At 67.2% G+C, this 17,095-nt stretch carries 13 protein-coding genes and 5 pseudogenes; 9 read left to right on the top strand and 9 right to left on the bottom strand.

The genetic code is table 11. The features are described 5' to 3' along the window. Positions 1 to 84 precede the first annotated feature (84 nt). Positions 85 to 326 (bottom strand): annotated as a pseudogene (locus GBN72_RS35035) (integrase core domain-containing protein); the annotation flags it as partial. A gap of 127 nt (positions 327 to 453) precedes the next feature. Between GBN72_RS35035 and GBN72_RS35030 the strand changes: the two are divergent. Next, positions 454 to 849 (top strand): annotated as a pseudogene (locus tag GBN72_RS35030) (hypothetical protein); the annotation flags it as partial. 14 nt (positions 850 to 863) lie between these two features. Here GBN72_RS35030 and GBN72_RS04290 read toward each other — a convergent pair. Further along, positions 864 to 1,148, bottom strand: coding sequence for an integrase core domain-containing protein (locus tag GBN72_RS04290; RefSeq protein ID WP_246212245.1), 285 nt, complete (start codon positions 1,146 to 1,148; stop codon positions 864 to 866). 266 nt (positions 1,149 to 1,414) lie between these two features. Between GBN72_RS04290 and GBN72_RS04285 the strand changes: the two genes are divergently transcribed. From GBN72_RS04285 to GBN72_RS04275, 3 genes are all read left to right on the top strand, one after another. Beyond that, entirely contained in the window at positions 1,415 to 1,645 is a 231-nt protein-coding gene (locus tag GBN72_RS04285; protein ID WP_151770250.1) for a ribonuclease domain-containing protein, read from the top strand. Between the two features lie 50 nt (positions 1,646 to 1,695). Continuing rightward, entirely contained in the window at positions 1,696 to 2,112 is a 417-nt protein-coding gene (locus GBN72_RS04280; protein ID WP_246212244.1) for a barstar family protein, read from the top strand. Between the two features lie 533 nt (positions 2,113 to 2,645). After that, complete coding sequence (locus tag GBN72_RS04275) at positions 2,646 to 2,990, top strand: hypothetical protein (RefSeq protein WP_151770248.1); 345 nt, start codon at positions 2,646 to 2,648, stop codon at positions 2,988 to 2,990. A gap of 119 nt (positions 2,991 to 3,109) precedes the next feature. Here the strand turns inward: GBN72_RS04275 and GBN72_RS04270 are convergent, their stop codons facing one another. Continuing rightward, on the bottom strand, positions 3,110 to 4,645 hold the full coding sequence (locus tag GBN72_RS04270) for an endonuclease NucS domain-containing protein (protein WP_246212243.1): 1,536 nt from the start codon (positions 4,643 to 4,645) through the stop codon (positions 3,110 to 3,112). Positions 4,646 to 5,108: 463 nt separating this feature from the next. Here GBN72_RS04270 and GBN72_RS04265 point away from each other — a divergent pair, with 463 nt between their 5' ends. Next, positions 5,109 to 5,678, top strand: a complete 570-nt coding sequence (locus GBN72_RS04265) for a DUF4240 domain-containing protein (RefSeq protein ID WP_151770247.1) — start codon at positions 5,109 to 5,111, stop codon at positions 5,676 to 5,678. Positions 5,679 to 5,797: 119 nt separating this feature from the next. Here the strand turns inward: GBN72_RS04265 and GBN72_RS04260 are convergent, their stop codons facing one another. Beyond that, entirely contained in the window at positions 5,798 to 6,364 is a 567-nt protein-coding gene (locus GBN72_RS04260; RefSeq protein WP_151770246.1) for a hypothetical protein, read from the bottom strand. Between the two features lie 244 nt (positions 6,365 to 6,608). Here GBN72_RS04260 and GBN72_RS04255 point away from each other — a divergent pair, with 244 nt between their 5' ends. Both GBN72_RS04255 and GBN72_RS35025 read left to right on the top strand, forming a co-directional pair. Further along, a complete protein-coding gene (locus GBN72_RS04255) occupies positions 6,609 to 7,811 on the top strand; it encodes a recombinase family protein (RefSeq protein WP_369695871.1) in 1,203 nt (400 codons plus the stop codon). Continuing rightward, on the top strand, positions 7,732 to 8,058 hold the full coding sequence (locus GBN72_RS35025; protein ID WP_246212241.1) for a hypothetical protein: 327 nt from the start codon (positions 7,732 to 7,734) through the stop codon (positions 8,056 to 8,058). Before GBN72_RS04255 ends, GBN72_RS35025 begins: the two co-directional genes overlap by 80 nt. Positions 8,059 to 8,531: 473 nt before the next feature. Here the strand turns inward: GBN72_RS35025 and GBN72_RS04250 are convergent, their stop codons facing one another. Further along, on the bottom strand, positions 8,532 to 10,409 hold the full coding sequence (locus GBN72_RS04250) for an SMI1/KNR4 family protein (protein WP_151770245.1): 1,878 nt from the start codon (positions 10,407 to 10,409) through the stop codon (positions 8,532 to 8,534). 156 nt (positions 10,410 to 10,565) lie between these two features. On the opposite strand from GBN72_RS04250, the pseudogene GBN72_RS04245 reads away from it, so the two are divergent. After that, a pseudogene (locus GBN72_RS04245) lies at positions 10,566 to 11,428 on the top strand (integrase core domain-containing protein). A 1,463-nt stretch (positions 11,429 to 12,891) separates the two neighbouring features. On the opposite strand, the gene GBN72_RS04240 reads toward GBN72_RS04245, so the two are convergent. Further along, positions 12,892 to 13,329 carry a hypothetical protein gene (locus GBN72_RS04240; RefSeq protein ID WP_218042017.1) on the bottom strand — a complete coding sequence of 146 codons (438 nt, stop codon included), beginning with the start codon at positions 13,327 to 13,329 and terminating at the stop codon, positions 12,892 to 12,894. Between the two features lie 511 nt (positions 13,330 to 13,840). Beyond that, positions 13,841 to 14,644: pseudogene (locus GBN72_RS04235) on the bottom strand (IS5 family transposase). A gap of 100 nt (positions 14,645 to 14,744) precedes the next feature. Between GBN72_RS04235 and GBN72_RS04230 the strand changes: the two are divergent. Then, positions 14,745 to 15,175, top strand: a pseudogene (locus tag GBN72_RS04230) (transposase family protein); the annotation flags it as partial. Here GBN72_RS04230 and GBN72_RS04225 read toward each other — a convergent pair. Both GBN72_RS04225 and GBN72_RS04220 read right to left on the bottom strand, forming a co-directional pair. Continuing rightward, positions 15,169 to 16,719 (bottom strand): CATRA conflict system CASPASE/TPR repeat-associated protein, encoded by a 1,551-nt coding sequence (locus tag GBN72_RS04225; RefSeq protein ID WP_151770243.1) that lies wholly within the window; start codon positions 16,717 to 16,719, stop codon positions 15,169 to 15,171. The pseudogene GBN72_RS04230 and the gene GBN72_RS04225 sit on opposite strands and share 7 nt — an antisense overlap. After that, entirely contained in the window at positions 16,709 to 17,038 is a 330-nt protein-coding gene (locus GBN72_RS04220; RefSeq protein WP_246212240.1) for a CATRA system-associated protein, read from the bottom strand. The genes GBN72_RS04225 and GBN72_RS04220 overlap by 11 nt, the downstream gene beginning before the upstream one ends. Positions 17,039 to 17,095 lie beyond the last annotated feature (57 nt).

Here is a 17,095-nt window from a genome sequence, read left to right as displayed (position 1 = left end):
CGAGCACATGACAGCGTTGAGGCCTCGGGCTCGGGAAATGTGGTCCGCCCGTAGTGCGCCTGCCGAAAACTTCATCCGCGAGGGTCAGGCGGCATGATGGTATTCGCGGAGGATGCCGGCGAGGCGGTCGCGCCGTCGGACGTTGAGGTGGGTGATCTGTGCTGGATCGCTGATCGGGGTCGGTAGCGGCTGGAGTGGTCGCGCGTTGGCGATTCCCTGGTGGGGCGGTGGGAGTTGTAGAAGTCCTCGACCTCGCGAAGGGTGCGGAGCAGACGCTGGTGGTTCCAGATGATGGTGCGGTCCAGCAGATCGCGTCGGCAGGACTGCGCCCTGCCCTTGCCGAAAACCTTATCCGCCCAGGTAGGAGACCGATGGCTCGCCCCACGGAACTTCACGGTCGGTGCCGGGGCAAGACCTTCCACTGAACTTGAGCGGGACGGCAACGTAACCCTCGTGCTCCTGCGACTGGTCTACCTCGGCGTGAGCAATGCGCTGGCGCTGCTACGCCTCCTACCCACGAACGAGCGGGCCAAGGACATCGAGATCCTGGCCCTACGGCATCAGATCACGGTGCCCGAGCGACAACTGGGCTCCGGTCGGCCGCGATTCGGGGTGGCCGACCGGGCGTTCCTGGCGGCGTTGCTGCACTGGCTTCCGAAGGAGAGGCTGCGCTGGCTGCGGCTCCTGGTGCGTCCCGAGACGGTCCTTCGATGGCATCGCGATCTGGTCGCCCGGCAGCACGCCGTCCGCTCCAGGCCCAGGCGTCCGGGCCGCCCGCGGACCGTGCACTCCATACGGGCCCTCGTGCTCCCGTACTGCTTCAAAACCGCTTCACGTGGTTTGACCAGAGCTTTGTCGAGTGGTCAGCCTGCCTGGCGGTACTCGTTGATGAGGCCGCCGACGGCTTGTTTGCGCTGGATTCGGGGCGTGGGTAGAGGTATGACGTTCGGGTCGTCGAGAGGTGCGAGCTGGCCACGGCCTTGGTGGGGCCGCTGTTCGTTGAATTGCTGGGCGTACGCGTGGAGGATCTTCTCGGCGTGGCCGCGGCCATAGATCAGCAGCCGGTTGGTGCACTCCTGGCGTACGGAGCGGATGAACCGTTCGGCGTGCGGGTTGCAGTTGGGGCTGCGCGGCGGGGTCTTGGTCACGGTGATGTTCTGGCCGGTGAAGACGGCGTCGAATGCGGCCGTGTACTTGGTGTCTCTGTCCCGGATCAGGTAGGTGAAGCGCTCCGCCTGGTCGCCGGGGTGGCAAGCAGGTAGGTCATGCGTATGAGCACGAGACCCGATCCTGCCGGACGCTCGACGGGCTCATTCCGCGAGGTCAGCCCTGGTGCAGGAGTTCTGAAGCACTACGGGTCCTTCGGGACATTCGTGAATTCGGAGTCGAAGCGCAGGGCGCCGGCCCGCAACTCATGGGTCCTTCCATTCCTCGACCGTTCGAGAACTCCGGTGCCAACGGCGCTTACAAATGGCCCGAATTTGACAGCCAGGGCAATCCCATCCGCTACACCGAGTGGGGAACGGTCCAGTCGGTCGACAATCCGAAGTGGGGTGGCGAGAGGGTGGTGACCGGGTCGGACGGCTCGGCCTACTACACTCCGACCCATTATCAGACCTACATCGTGATGGAGACCGGCAGATGACTGGCTCTGTTTGGTGGGCAGGAGACGGCCCTCCATCGGCCATTCGCATCGTGCAGAACGACATCACCGTCGCCGTCGGGCACGCGCTACCTCCGACCGGGCTCATCTACTCGGCCCGGATGCGAGGGCAAGAGATGGCCGATTCGGACGGGGTGTTCACACAGTTCTACGAGGCGCTGCGCCTCCCCGACTATTTCGGCTGGAACTGGGACGCGCTACGGGACTGCCTGAGCGACCTTCACTGGATAAGCGCCCAGCACTTCCTGCTGACGGTCGACGACACCGACGCGGTGCTCTCGGCCAACCCTGACGAACGCCGGTTCTTCTTCAAGACACTGCAGCGCAGCGCAGAATTCTGGGCGGCGCAGCCTGAGCTCCCGGGACAGAACCGCACCACCTTCCGCGTCGTCATGCTGTGCCCGCCCGAGCTCACGCAGCAGACGCAGCGCGAGCTGACAGCCGGCTGATGGGCTTGTTCCGCCCCGGCGGGGCGGTTGCTTCGCCCCCGCCGGAGCATCGCCAACACCGGAGTCGCCCGCCAACGATACTCTCGTGGTCGCTCAAGGGCACCTCGACCTCAATCCATGGGCAGCCGTTCCCCCGGGTCGGTGACTCAACCGATCACGCAGCCGGGACCTGCCCTTGCCAGGTCCTCGCGGGCGCCGCTCCCCATTCGCATCGCTCCCGGCATCGTTCTGCATCCGCAAGAAGCGACCGTCTCGACGGCATTCACCGTGAGCATCGGCATGCGGCGCGGCCTCGGCGGACGTGATTTTCGACCGACCTCTACGAGGTCACCGCGAGCCCGCCGCCGTCGTGCGGGGGGCTGTTCCTGTCCCACAGCGACACGTACAGGACGAGGAAACGGCGGTTCAGCGGCAGAGCACGCGGGCCACGTTACGCCCCGTTGTCCGCTGCATCTCCCCCTGCGACACTGCAGCACAGCGCCCTCAGCTCCGCCGTCCGTCCGGGCGGCAGCACCCCCACGAAGGAGCCCCGCATGCGCAGAAGCATCTCCGCCTTACTCACCGCGGCCACCATGGCCGCGCTCACCCTCGTCGGCGTCGGTGCGAGCACCGCACAGGCACTGCCGAACAAGTGCGCCCCCGAGCGCTACCAGTCCTTCTACAACTTCGTCGTAACCTGCACGGGCGGCACCGGATTCTTCCGGGTCTGGGTCGACTGCTGGGTCTCCAACGACAAACCGCCGGTGCGGGTGTACGGCGCGTGGACGCCCACGGACTCGACATCGGCGGCCGCCTGCACGATGGGTCAGAACGGACCGGCCGTCAAAGGTGGCTGGGATGTCTCCGACGTCATCCTGGATCCGCCGCCGGAGGACTGATTCCGGAGCCGGGACCGTCGGACGGGCGACCGTGCCTTCACTCCCGTCCACCGGTCCACGGGGCCGGGCGGCGGGCGATGCTGGCCCGGGAGGGCAAGGTCCGCGGTTGTCCTGGTTCCTCAGGCGTCGCCGGGATCTTCGACGACACCGAAGTGCCGGGAGACCTCCTCAATGGTGAAGCGAGCGCGGAGCTTGCAGGCGGAGTTCTGGTTGGCGAAGAAACCCGTGCGCCACAACGCCTCCGTCCGGGGCACGGCGTGTTCCCACATGACCGGCACGATCCACTCCCGGCGGTCCTCCCCGTCCTGCTGCGCGACCTCGCCGCCGGATCGGTAAACACCCGCCAGAGGGAGGTCGGACATCGGCCGCTCCTCGCCGTCAACCGCGAGGACGGCCTCGTCGAACGGCTGCGGCTCTCCGGTGACGGTGCCGACGCCCACGTATCCCACCTTGGGAATGTGGGTGAACACGCGCGCACCCAGCGGCAGAGACCGAATCGTGCGGGAGAACCACTCCCCGCCACCGGCGGACACGAACCCGTAGCGCAGTGCGTCCTCCCAGCTGCGGCCACCAGTCTCGTCACCGAACGACACGTACCAGTCCGTCCCGTTCCACAGCTCCTGCTTGCCGCGGACCTTCGTCCCAGCGGACGGCACCGCGGCATCGGCATCGTCTATCAGCCAGGTACGTGCCAGGTAGGAACGTCCTTCGTCCTCGAAGTACCGGAAGAACAAGACATTGACCGGCACCCCAAATCCGGATGCCAGGTAAGCGACAATCCGCTCCGTCGCGGCATCGATCTCACTCGCGACGACGGTCAGGGAGTGGGTGGAGTTCAATGCCTCCGGCGGGCTGCCACCGAAGGTGAGCGCGAACGCCTCGTCCAACTCCTCCGCAAGGCCTTTCCGGCGGGCGTACGTGCCGTAAATCTCGCGTATCTGCTCGTTGGTCAGCTCCTGCACCCACGAGCCGTAGTCGAGGACCTGCGCCACCACGTCCCGAGGCGTGGGATCCCGTTTGAGCTCCACCACGTGCAGGCTACCCTCGGCATCGATGCCAAGGAGGTCGATTACCTTGCCGTACGGCGTCGGCACCTGGCGGCCAACCAGCAGCAGAGGTTTCCCCAGGATCGCCGGATCGGCCTCGATCAGGTCCTCGAGCCGGGATTCCAGCGGCATACCCGTCCCCTTCCGCTCCGACCAATCCGGAGACAAGCAGACACCGAGGACGGCGCTTCGATCAAGATCACCCCCTCCTCCGATGACGAGTTCGGGCGCCAGCGCCGCGCAGCTCCGGACGCCCATATTTGCATGGGTGAGCCAGGGGCGGGTGTCTCCCTGGAGTTGGCCGGTCGCGATCAGGATCGTCGCGAGTTCCCAAGGCGACCCGGCCGACCCGGCAGTTGAGACCAGCCGGATCGCCAGCGCCGGGCGTTGCGGGGACAGGGAGGGGTGCCGGGCCAGTGTCCCGAGGGCTGCCGCCGCACAGGCCCTACGGTGGGCACGTGGTGAGTCGAGGTGCGGCAGCGTGCGCACCAGGATCTCGGGTACCGCGTCGAAGCAGGCGAGGGTCGCCTGTTCGAGGACGAGTGGGCCAAGCCCTGTGCCGTCCTTCCACATGCAGGTTTGTACGACGGCGTCGGAATCGACCGACAAGTATGCGGTGGCCCATTCCCGTAGCTCCCGTCCACCGGTCGGCCACACGGGCCCGGATCACGGATGCCCGGTCGCCGAGGTCCGCAAGGGCACCGAACCGGTGGAGCCAGATGAGTAGCGCGTCATGCATCGTCGGATCGTCGGGCCACAACGACAGATCGTCCAGAAGCCCCAGGACCAGGCGAGCGGCGGGCGCCGTCGCGGGCCAGGCCCGGCCGTCGAGGCCACGCACCAGCGACCAGAGGTGCGAGTATCCCTCGACATGAGCCCTGGCGTCATCGCCGGCGAGCGCCCGCAGGTGAAGCGGTGTGTCCGCGGCAGAACCTTCGGCATGGAAGAGCGCTGACCAGTCCACGCCATCATCACGCTCGGTCATGGCCGAGATGGTGCCACAACAGATCCGGCGTCAGCCGTTCTCCGTCCGCGTGAGCGTTGTCGTAACCCCGTGGCACAGTGCGTCGACATGGACATCGCCACGTTTTGGAGCATCGTCGAAGCCGTCCGAGCGGAGGCGGACCGAGCCGAGGACGCGTTCGACGAAATTCTCGTGCGGGAGCTGGCAGGGCGACCGCCAGGGGAGATCCTGGAGTTTCAGTTGCGGTTCGACGAACTGCATGATGCCTTGTACCGCTGGGACGTGTGGGCGGCGGCGTACCTCATCGGAGGCGGCTGCTCGGACGACAGCTTCATGGACTTCCGCGCGGGTGTGATTTCCCTGGGCCGCGAGTGGTACGAGCGGGTCGTCGCGGCGCCGGACTCCCTGGCCGACCACCCTCTGGTGGTTGAGCACGCTCAGGACGACAGCCTGGACCGTCCTGAGCAGCTCTTCTACGAGGAGGTCAACTACGTGGCCTCCCGAGCCTACGAACGGATTGCCGGGGACGAGGACGCCTTCTATGAAGCGCTGAACGGACTCCAGCCGGACGCCGACGCAGGCAGAGCCGAGGAGGATATGGGCGAGGACTTCGACGACGCCGCGCTGATGGCCGGCCGACTTCCACGCCTTGTCGGGTGTCTCTCTCAACGGGCATGACGCGCCGATGCCAAGTTCGGCGGCTGGGTCACAGCCGATCCCAAGCGACGCGCTTGAGCACGCTGCCACCTGGCCCGCCAGCTCGGATCCGGACGCGCGAGACCGTTCTGGGGTCTTGATCAGATTCTGAGACCGGCCTGCTCAGCGACATCCGTGTCGAAGATGACGAGTACGTCGTCGGTGCCCAGGTGGAACGGTCCGTCAGATTCATACGTGGCCGGGCGGCCGGCGGCGATCCACACCTGGCCGGTGGCGGTCCGTATGTGGATGGCTTCCGGCACCGGCACCCGAGCTCCATGTTCCTGGCCGCCCCATTGGATGCGGCAGTACTCGATCGGAGCGGTGACGATGCCGGCCCACCGGGAGTGCTCCGCGACAGTGACGCGCGCCGACCCGCCCGGCTTGTCAACGTGGGAGAGGAAGTCGCTCATGGGCGCCAGATAGAGCTCGAGTCCGTAGTGGTCGAACGTACTGCCCCACACCGCTGAGTAGGTGTCGCCGTCGTCCAAGGTCAGCTCCACGCCCATGGTGGGCTCGTGCCAGGCGCCGTGGTCCCACTCGTCAGGGTCGGTGCCTTCCTCGCCGCCCATGAGTACGAAGTAGTCGGCCGAGACGACGGTTCGTCCGTACAGGCCGGCGACGAGTCGCTCGTAGCTGTCGGAAGTCGGGCACGGCCTGGTACTCACTGGGGCATCCTGGCATCGGCCTCCGACCTCTGCGAGCGGATTTCTCAGGTGCGGGGAAGGACAGGCGTCCCACGTTCGCAAAGCGACAGTTCAGCCCTGCCGATGGCGGGGCAGAGGAGAACCGCCTCACGGTCGGCGACCGATCTTCACTCGTTCGGGTCAACTATTCGATGTCCGGGTGCAATCAGTTGCCCGGCAGGGCAACTCGCAGGAAAGGCAAAGGGTGCCCGGGGAGGTTCCCGTCATGGCACAGGATGCAGTCGGGACAGCCTCCGGATCTCCGCCTCCCCTCGGGCTGCTGTCCAATTGGGCTTGCGAGGCCTCCAGTTCCGCGTTGTCGGGCCTCTCGTCAGGCAGTCTTCGGTTCGCGTTCTACGGTCGGATGTCCACGGAGGACCACCAGGACCCGGCAACCTCAAGAGCGTGGCAGCTGATGGGTGCCCAGGCGCTGGTGTCCGGACACGGGCGGATAGTCGCGGAATACTTCGACGTCGGCCGCAGCCGCACCGTCTCCTGGGCGCGCCGTCCCGAGGCTTCCGCGTTGTTGGTGACGTTGGCGGATCCGGAGCGGGAGTTCGACGCGGTGGTGATCGGCTCGAGTGAGCGGGCCTTCTACGGCAACCAGTTCGCGTCCATGGCTCCTCTCTTCGAGCATTACGGGGTCGAGGTGTGGGTGCCGGAACTGGGCGGTGCCGTCGATCCCAAGGTGGCCGGACAGGAGGAATTGATGATCCTCCTGGGCATCCTGTCCAAGCGGGAGATCGCCCGCGCCAGGATCCGCACCCGGGCGGCGATGACCGTTCAGGCCCGGGAGCCAGGGCCGCTACCTCGGCGGCCGCCCGCCCTACGGTTACCGGCTGTTGGACGCCGGCCCGCACCCGAACCGGGCTCTCGCCCGCCGCGGCGTGTGCGCGCAGGCCTTGGCGGTGCACCCCGAGTGCGGTCCTGTCGTGTCGTGGATTTTCGCCCAGCGGCTGGTCGGGCACAGCACATGGCCCGCATCACCCGGGCACTCAACGACGCGAGCATTCCCTGCCCGGCCGCCGCGGACGCGGCCCGCAACCCTCACCGGACTGGACGGCGGTGGGTGCTGCACTCGGTGAGGGCCATACTCGCCAACCCCCGCTACACCGGACGCCAGGTCTGGAACCGCCAGCGCACCGACCACGACCTCACTCGGCCACCGGGACGTCACCCGGTGGAACACCCCAGGCGACTGGATCATCTCCACCCGCCCCGCACACCCCGCGCTCGTCAGCGAGGCAGACTTCATCGCCGTCCAGCAGATCCGCACCCGCCCGCAGCCCACACCGGGCCGGACCTACCTGCTGGCCGGTCTGCTGTGCTGCGGCATCTGCGGACGCCGCATGGAATCACACTGGGCTCACCAGCACCCCGGCTACCGGTGCCGCCACGGACACACCAGCAGCACTCGTCCAGACCCTGATCGCACACCGAACGCCTACATCCGCGAGGACCAGGTCCTCCCCCGCCTGCCCGCCCTGCACCTGCGCCTCACCGGCCGTATCGGAACGGTCAGGCACGAAAGTCCGTGCCTCGGGCCGGCGTCGCCGCCCACGCTCGAGCAGGCCATCGCCCACCTCCGCGACCAGGAAATCACCCTGGTCTACGACCCCGCGGCCAGGACCCTGACCGCGGACACACCCCGAGCAGAAAGGATCACCATCGACTGACGAACCGCGAGGCCGGCAAGACACCGGGGAAGGGAGAGAGCGCCAGGAAGGGACCGGAAACGCAGAACACCCGCCCCGGCCGGGAGCCGATGCGGGTGCCGATCGCCCCTGCCCAAAAACCGTGCCCCGTGGGGCAATTGTGTGTCCGAGGTGAGTCGCCCGCCAACGATACGCTCGTGGTCGCACAGGGACGGCTCGACCTCAACCCATGGGCATCCAGTTCCGCAGTGCGGTGACCCACCTCCGGCCGGGCCGGACGCCTGCGCACGTACGCGAAGTTCTGCAATCAGCACCGCCCCCAACGAGCCGTCACAGGCGCCGCTCTGCTGAGCCCCTTCCCGGCGCTGCGAACCCGACCCACTCGTCCACCTCGACGTCCGCAGACGCGACCGTCGCGGCGGCATTCTCCGCGCGCACCAACATGCTGCGTGACCTGGTCGGACGCGGTTCTCCGCGCCCACAACGCCCGGCAGTCACGACGGCCTGGTCCGGCCGAAGACGATGTACGCGTACGCCTCCCCCTTCCGGGGCTCGCGGGCCCACGAGCGGGTGGTGAGGGTGTGAACCCGGCCCCGGGTCAACGCGAAGCGGGGAAGGTGGAGTCCGAACTCGCCGCTGATCGCGGCCAAGGCGCGACGTTCGCCCGTTTGCCCGTGACTGGAGCCATCCTGCTCGCCGGGAGTGAACAGGCGGTCCGGGTCGAGAGTCTCGGGGGCCACGCCGGAGAGCTCGATCTCCGTGCCGCGCACGGTGAACGCGTACTGTTCCACGCCATCCTCGGCGACCGACAGGTGGAAGACGGCGGGGCTTCCTCCCGGGTAGCGGGTGGGAGTGCTCCACACGACGACCGCCCGCGAACCGTGGGAGGCCTCCACCGCGGGCGACACGTACCGCTCGTGCGGGCCCGAGGGCGGGTGCGGCTCGAAGGCGAACGCCCAGCCCTCACCGCCCCGGCCGACGGCTGCCCTCGCCCGATCCTCCCAGGGCTGCGCTTCCTCGTCTCGCCGGCGCACGAGACGGATCCGTCCCGCGTCGACCAGGTCGCCCATTTCGGCTCCCTCCTCACCGATCAGCTCCGGCAGGCCGGCCGGCTCCACGCCCTCCACCCATACGCACCGGTACCCGGTCGGTGCCTGCCAGCCGGGCGACGACTCGGTGAGCCAGGTCAGTCCCGGAGGGTCCAGGTCCCCAGCGAGGTCCGGCGCGGGACCGGATCCGCCCGCCCGGGGTGTGGCCAGCAACTCCAGCCCCCGCTCCGGGGTGATCAAGGAGCCGAGCAAGGGATCGCCCAGCAGCCCCACCGGGGCGATCAGTTCGGGACCGGGCTGCACCCACGCAGGGAGCGCAGCCAGCAGCATCCGCCACGCCGCGTCGATGTCACCCCAACGGGCCAGCTCCCTCGCCAGGGTCACTGCCTCGCCGAAGGCGCCGGGCGGCAGGTACCGGTAGGTTCCGTCCGTCATCGGATCCAGCACCGACGCCTCCGCGCCCGGCACCCGCGCGGCGAGCATCCTCCGCGTGATGTCACTCGGCCGGCCCCGCATCCCGTTCTCCGCCGCCACCAGCGCGGGCACCAGGTCGGCGCTGTACCGGGGGTCGTCCAGCAGCCCGTGGAATCCGGCCAGGTACGGCCGTCCTTGCAGATGCCGGATCTGGTCGAGCATGCCGCGTGCGCCCGGACGACCGAACTCCGCGGCCTGCGCCAGCAGTTGCTCCGCCTCTTCCCAACGGCCGCACAACGCTGCCTCCCGGGCCCGGTCCACCCGTGCGTCCTGCTCCCGGGTCGTCGCGTTCACGAACGGCCGTCCGCTGCCTGCGCTCCGCGCATGGAACGCCCGGTACATCGCCTCCATGTACGCCCTGAACGACGGGTACCGCACCGGGTGCTCCCCGCCCCACCCCTGGTACACGTACAACGCCCACTCCCCGTCCGGGCCCGTGTCCCCCGGGTCGAGGAGAGCGTGACAGCCGTCGTCGCCCTCCGTCTCCAGGCGCAACGCCCGCCGCCACATGCCGGCGAGCAGCACCTCCTCGTCCGTGGGGTCGTCGTCCAGGCACTCCTCGTACACCTCGGCGAGACCGTACGGATCGTCGTGCCGATCAACGTCCTGGACACCGCCGAGCCGGTACACGGACGCAATGGCTCCCACCCACCACCCGTCGCTCGCGGCCAGGAACCCCCGATACGACGGCGGCAGCCGCATCCCCAGCCGCCGCTCCGCCGCCGCGATCGTCTCCTCGGCTGCGGCCGGCCGGCCAAGCACGGAGGGCTCACTGCGCTCCGGGTCGGGATCCCACTCCTCCTGCCAGCGTTTCAGGAACGATGGCCAGTCGAACGTCTCGTCGGTCATGCCAGGATCGTTCCATCCGGCACCGACATCGATGCTGAAACTCGGCTTCCGGCGGTAGTCCCCCGGGCCACTGATGGACGCATCGCCTCCCACGGATTCGGACACGGCGCGCAGGCGACCACACCTTCACTCCCGTCCACCGGTCGCCAGCTCCGCCTGATCGTCTCCCCCCGACACCCTGCTGCGCTGGCACCGCGAACTCCTCCGCCGCCGACATGCCAGGGCTTCCCGAAGCGCCCGGGACGCCCCCGCACCATCCGCTCCATCCGCGCCCTGGTCCTACGCCTCGCACGGGAAAACCCCGACTGGGGCTACAGGCGCATACACGGCGAACTCGCGCCCTCGGCATCACGGTCGCCGCCTCCACCGTATGGAGCATTCTCAAGGAACACGGCATCCCACCCGCACCAGACCGGCAGCACACCACCTGGGCCGCCTTCCTCCGCTCCCAAGCCGAAGCCACCCTGGCCGCCGACTTCTTCGAAACCAAGACCCTCTCCGGCACGAACCTGACCGTGCTGGCAGTGATCGAACACGCCACCCGACGCATCCGCATCCTCGGGGTCACCGCTCAGCCCTCCGCAGCCTGGGTCACTCAGGTCGCCCGGAATCTCGTCATGGACCTCAAGGACGCCGGAGCAGAGATCACATACCTGGTCCGAGACCGCGACGTACGCTACCCGGCAGGATTCGACGCCGTGCTCGCCGGCGAGGGCATCGAGGTCGTGCAAACCGGGGTGAGGATGCCCCGGATGAACGCGCTCATGGAGAGATGGATCCGATCCTGCAGGAGCGAACTCCTCGACCGCACGCTCATCTGGAACCACGCCCACCTCGTGCACGCCCTGCGCGAGTACGAGGAGTTCTACAACCAGCACCGCCCCCACCGGGCCCTCGCAGGCGCCGCTCCCCTACACCCACTCCCGAAACCGCTCGAATCCGATGCACTCGTCCACCTCGACGTCCGCAGACGCGACCGACTCGGCGGCCTTCTCCATGAGTACCAACATGCCGCGTGACCTGGATGGACGTGGTTCTCGGCACCTACAGCGTTACAGAGCGGACTCCGCACATGAACGGTCGCTCCTTCGCTGTTCACCCGCCCTACTCCGCAGCCCTCGCACGAGGCCGTCCCGCGCAACGAAGCGCGCATCACGCTGGGCCTTGGGTCAGGGCTGCCACTCCACGGAGCCACTCCCCGCTCCAACGTATTGCGTGCCCCAGATGGGCGGCTCGTTCACTCTATCCGTGAAGATGTCTACCGCCGCCCCCCACTTCCCTGCGTGCGGCGGCGTAATGTCGCCGCGTTCGCAATGCTCTGTCTGGCCAACTTGCGAGAACACTACGGTGCATGACTTCACGGTGTCGCGTACGGGCTGACCACCCTCGTCCGTGAGCCATACCCAGAGCGTGTACTCGCGTGCGTACTCCGACTTGAACGAGCTGGAGATACTGACCGTCCCGTTCAATTCGATCGTGATGCAGGGGCTTGCGTAAGCCGCACCCCGTACCTTCGCTGGCTTACTCGCCTGGGCGCATGATGACCGAGGCGAGGCGGGTTGGCTTTCACCCGCCGAGTCCAAACCTCGGTCCGTCGCGGAGCCAGAGGCCCCCGTGTCACCGCTGCCGGAGTCGATGGCGCTGTTAGACGGAGCCGTGGGAGTGACCGCCTGCTGGCTTCCCGAAGGCTTGGCGTCTTTGCTCTCATCGACGTTCTGAGTCGGAATTGGGCTTTGACTCACGGAAGGTTCGGACCCTGATCCTTTTGAGTCTCCATCATTCGAGAGCGCCGCAGTGATGAGGGAGCTCGAGATACTCCCAATTAGACCGACCACTCCGACGACAAAAGCCGCCAGAATTGTCACCTTCCCGGTCTCACTCAAGCTGTGAAACCAGTCGAGTGCTCGGCGCCGAGCCGACCTTCCGGACCGAGGTCCCTGTGATGGCGCAGCCGGAGTCCCTGCGCTCGCGTCCCCCTCCGACGTTGAACTCGACTGCCCCGCTCCTCCCGCCACTTCCGCCCCCTTCGACCTCAACCGATCCGACGGCCGGTCATCTTAACGCAGATCACTTCATCAGCGCGGCTCCAGGATGGTGGCCCAGCGCGGAGGCGCCAGGCGGATGCACTACGGACTCACATCATCATGCAGTCCGTTGGCGCGCGGTGTAATTCGGGCATGTTACTCCTTCCCCGAAGCCCGCATCCGACGCCGACAAGCCGTGGCCTGACTCATCAACGAGTACCGGCGAGCAACCTGACCGCTCACAGAAACCCCAGGTCACAGCCAGTGAAGCCGTTTCGAAGCACTACGGGCTCGAGGTCAAGGGACCAGCCCCCCCCCCGCAAGAAAAAGGCCGTCGAGCTGGGCAAGGCCCGCGCCTGCCGCTGCGACGGCCCCCGCACCTGGCTCGACTACCGCCGCACGACACTCTATCCAAGGGGAATTTTTGTTGCGAAGAACGTTGAATCGGGCGGCCCAAACTAGGAGCGCTTCCACAGAGTGGCAGTGAACTCAATCTGACTCGGAGGACCCGTATAAGAATCTTTTTCGCCACCAATAAATTCGGTGATCTCCGCACTGGCGACGTTCCCCTGATCCGTCAGGAAGCAGAATCGATCGTGTAGCTTAAGCGGCCACTCAGACATCTTCGCAGAGGTAAACCCCCCTAGGTTCGCACTTAGAGCGCATTCCTCCGGCGAGGTTGGGGCACTTTCAATTTGAGCCACATTACGCCCATCTCGAACCCTCAAGTACCCCCAAAGATCATTGAAATAACTCAAATCAGCAGCGATAGGCTGCCCCGTCTTCTCGGCCCCTTCAACCAGTTCATCAAACTGCTCTTCACCCACAATTCGCACAGCAGGCGCATCAAAATCAAGAGTGCCATACTTCGGGAACTCAGGAAGCCCAAGCTGCATTTCCTGTCCTTCGTAAATCAACTCGTACGTTACGGAGGAAGGAGACGCTGACGCTTGCACAGGAGCCGACGGCTGAGCATCTTCAGCGCCCGACGATCCACCATTGTTCGATGGGACCACAGAGGTTGGCGATGCTACCGATACAGGCTTCTCATCACTAGAGCCACCAATGGCCTTCTCGATAAAGGGAATACTCAATGGAACCAAGACAAGAGCAACCAGCCACCCTAGCCCGCTCTTGTGGGTACCGATCCACGAGCGGACGCGCCGCGACGACCCTCCTGTAGGTGACGGAGGAGTTCCAGTCCCAGGGCCCCCCGACATCGCACTCATTCCGCTCATCCTCCTACAGTCTCAGCCGAGTGGTTAACTCCCGGCGAACGCTACTGACAGAGCATCAGAAACTCAAACACCCACGTCACACACACGACTTGCGCTTGCCCCCGCAGGCGAGCGATGGTACGGACGGTCATCGCGGCGGCCAGTGAGGATTTCAGAGCTCGTAACACGATCATGTACGGGCCTTCTTGAAGCGTCTCCAGCAGATGAGGCCGCAGGTGAGGGAGATGAAGGCGTCGTGGTCGGTACGGCGTTCCCTGCGGACGGCGAGGCGTTTGAACTGGTGTAGGAGGGCGAAGGCCTGCTCGACGACGTAACGGAGCTGGCCAGGCCCTCGAAGTCCGGGGCGCCCCTGCGGGAGATCATCGGCAGGATCCGGCGCTTGCACAGTTCGCGGCGGTTGGGGTCGGAGTCGTAGCCCTTGTCGCCGAGCAGGGCATCAGGATGTCGTCGCGGTCGGGCCGGCTGGCCGGCGACAGGCGGGATGCCGTCGACCAGGGCGAGAGTCTGGGTGACGCCATTGACGTTGGCCACGGTGGCGTTGACCTTGAACGGGGTACCGCGTCCGTCGCAGATCAGATGGTGCTGGTTGCCCGCCTTCCGCCGGGCAACCAGCGACGGGCCGGTGTCGGCTCCCCCTTTTTTCGCGCGGACATGGGAACCGTCCACGCACGCCCTGGACCAGTCCAGCTGCCGGCCGCGTTCAGCTCGGCAAGCAGGATCCGGTGCAGTCGGTCGAAGACCCCGGCCTGCTGCCACCGCTCCAGCCGCCGCCAGCAGGTCTGACCCGAACCGAACCCCAGCTCCAACGGCAGCAGTTGCCAGGCGATGTCGTTGTGCAGCACGTACAAAATGCCCCGCAGATACAACCGGTCCAGCACAGGACGCGGGCCGGGAGCCTTCTCGGGCCAGGGCGGCAGCAGCGGCTCGATCAGCGCCACAGGTCATCGTCCACGATCCACGACCGGGTACTCACACCATCCCGAACGGCCGAATCATCGCACCGGTCACTGTGACCAGGGCCATTCAACAAGATCGTGTTACGAGCTCTGAAGGCCGTGCTCGTTCCCCGAGGGCACGCCTACGTCACCACCGTCGTCGACCACTTGTCCCGGCGAGCGCCCGGACTGCTACAAGTCCTGCGGGAACGGATCCCGATCACGTCCTGCTCGACGGCACGCTCGCCGAGTGCGACCGGGTCGGTGACAGCCGGGCCGACTTCTCCCAGAGGCACCGCCGCCACGGCGTGAACGTGCAGGTCATCGCCGATCCTGCGGACAAGCTGCTGTGGATTTCGACCGCACTGCCCGGACGCACCCACGACCTCACCGCGACCCAGCGGACGATCAACCGGGCCCTGTCAGCGGCACGAGCACTGGTCGAACGAAGCGTCGCGAGACTGAAGTCCTGGCGCATCTTCCGCAGAGCTCGCTGCCGCCCCAACCGCATGACCGTCATCGCCGCTGCCGTCCTCACCCTGAGCGTCAACGCTGAAGACGCTCAATGACCCGGTCTGCGTGTCAGCCAGAGGCCCGCGGCGACGAGGAGAACCGTGCCGGTCAGAACGCCGACCGTCGTGTGGCCGGTGATGCTGCCAGCGAGCCATCCAGCGGCCGCGCCAATGGCGGTGAGGGAGACGAGTTCCAGCGTGCCGCTCATGCGCCCCCCGGTGCCGGCGCGCCAGCGGCGGAGGACCATCAGAGGAAGGCCGAGGCCGAGGGAACCCAGTAGCGCAATCAGCGGGGCGTGCAGTCGGCCCGGCAGGGGCAGTTTGTACTCCAGGGCCTGGACGGCGGTGAGCGTCATCAGCAGGGCGCCGATCACTGTGGTCTGGATCAGGGTGAGGTACTGCTGGTGGCTCTGCAGGCGCTGGGCAGAGGACTCGGTGGCGACCCGAGCGGCCTCGGTGACCTGTTCCCTGGCAATCGCCAGGTAGGTCAGGTCGTCGTCGAGCACCTCGGGCAGTCGCGTGCGGAACTCCTCGTCCGAGTCCAGCGTTCTCGGCCGCCCATCCGCGTCCGTACCCAGCGCACGCATCTTGGCCGCCGCAATTTCGACGGTGCGGGCCATGGCGCGCAGGTCGGTGGTGGTCGCGCCCGCCAGCCGCTCCTCGGCGAGGACCGCCTGGGCCTGTGTGGCAATGCTCTCCCAGCGCGCCAGGTCACGTCGGCTGGTGTGCGGGCGGGTCGCCGTATCTGCCGTCAACCGCTGCCAGTCCCGGGTCAGTTCCTCACCGTGCTGTCGTAGACGGCGCAGCCGGTCGTTCAGGCGTGCGCCGTTTTCGGCGCGTACCCGGTACTGGTCACGTATGAGGGTGGCGTTGATGAGGTAACGGGTCAGCGGTACCAGGCCGTCATGGGCAGCTGACCAGGACCAGTCGTCCAGCTGGCCTTCCTGCTCGTCGGTGGATTCTGTGGTGAGGAGCAGCACGCGGTCGGTGTGGAAGCCTGCGCCCGGTTCGATGATTTCCCACAGGGCGATCCCGTTCTCCGTCTCCACGGGACGGGAGAGACGGGATGCTGGTGAGAGCTCCTGCCGGAGCGCCTCGCCGGCCAAGGCGAATTCGGCCGGCAGCGCGGCCGTACCGGGGCGGATGAGTGACCGGTGCACGCGGACCGTACCGAGCAACGACAGGTCGCCCGAGCCGTCCTGCCCGAGGGTTGCGGCAGCCCGTGACCGGGATCGATCCCATGACTGGCCGAGAGCGTGCAGCACCTGTGCGCTCTCTGCGGCGGTGCGGCCCGGGCCCTCGTCGGCCGCCAGCATGACGGTCAGTCCGATGGTGTCGTGCAGGCGGTACAGCATGGCCTGCCTCGTGCCGGCGGGGTCGGTGCGCTGCCGGAGGGAGAGGAATCCGGGACCTTCGGCCAGGTCGAGGGGGAGGGAGAGGTCTCCGCCGGGCTGCGGTGTGGCGTTCATGCCCGCCTGAGCGCAGCTCTCCCACAGCAGCGAGAGCAGCGGGCCGCCGTTTCCGCGGCCTCCGAGCCGCTGGACAGCGAAGAAGTAGTGCAGCTGCAGGGCCTCGCGTGCGAAGCGCGGATCACTGCTCATCGCTCTCCTGGGCTTGCTCCTCCTCCGGCTGCTCCCCGCTGCCCAGCTTGTCCTGGAGCAGTGCCCGCCGTTCGAGGAGCGTCTCCGGGGCGCTGGTCGTGCCGGGCAGCCTCCTCGGCGCACGCTGAACCGCCACCAGGTCCTCCAGCCGGTGGAGTTCGCGACGGACTCCGGCCCAGTCGCCCTCGTCCAGCAGGCGGGCCATCGTGGCCATCGCGGCCTCCGCCTGCTGCCACTGGGCCGGCGTGAGTCGGCTAGCTGCGACAGCCTCCAGAACCTCCTCAGCGTCATCGCGCAGAGCGGTCAAACCGGCTTGCATACGTTCCTCCTTGCTACGCTCCGAACTCCCGCACAGGCTAGGACATTCACCGAAGGC

Source organism: Streptomyces abyssomicinicus, from assembly GCF_008974245.1.
Classification (GTDB): Bacteria; Actinomycetota; Actinomycetes; order Streptomycetales; family Streptomycetaceae; genus Streptomyces; species Streptomyces abyssomicinicus.
Note: the sequence above shows the minus strand (reverse complement) of the source record. Positions and strands in the feature narration are given on the sequence as shown.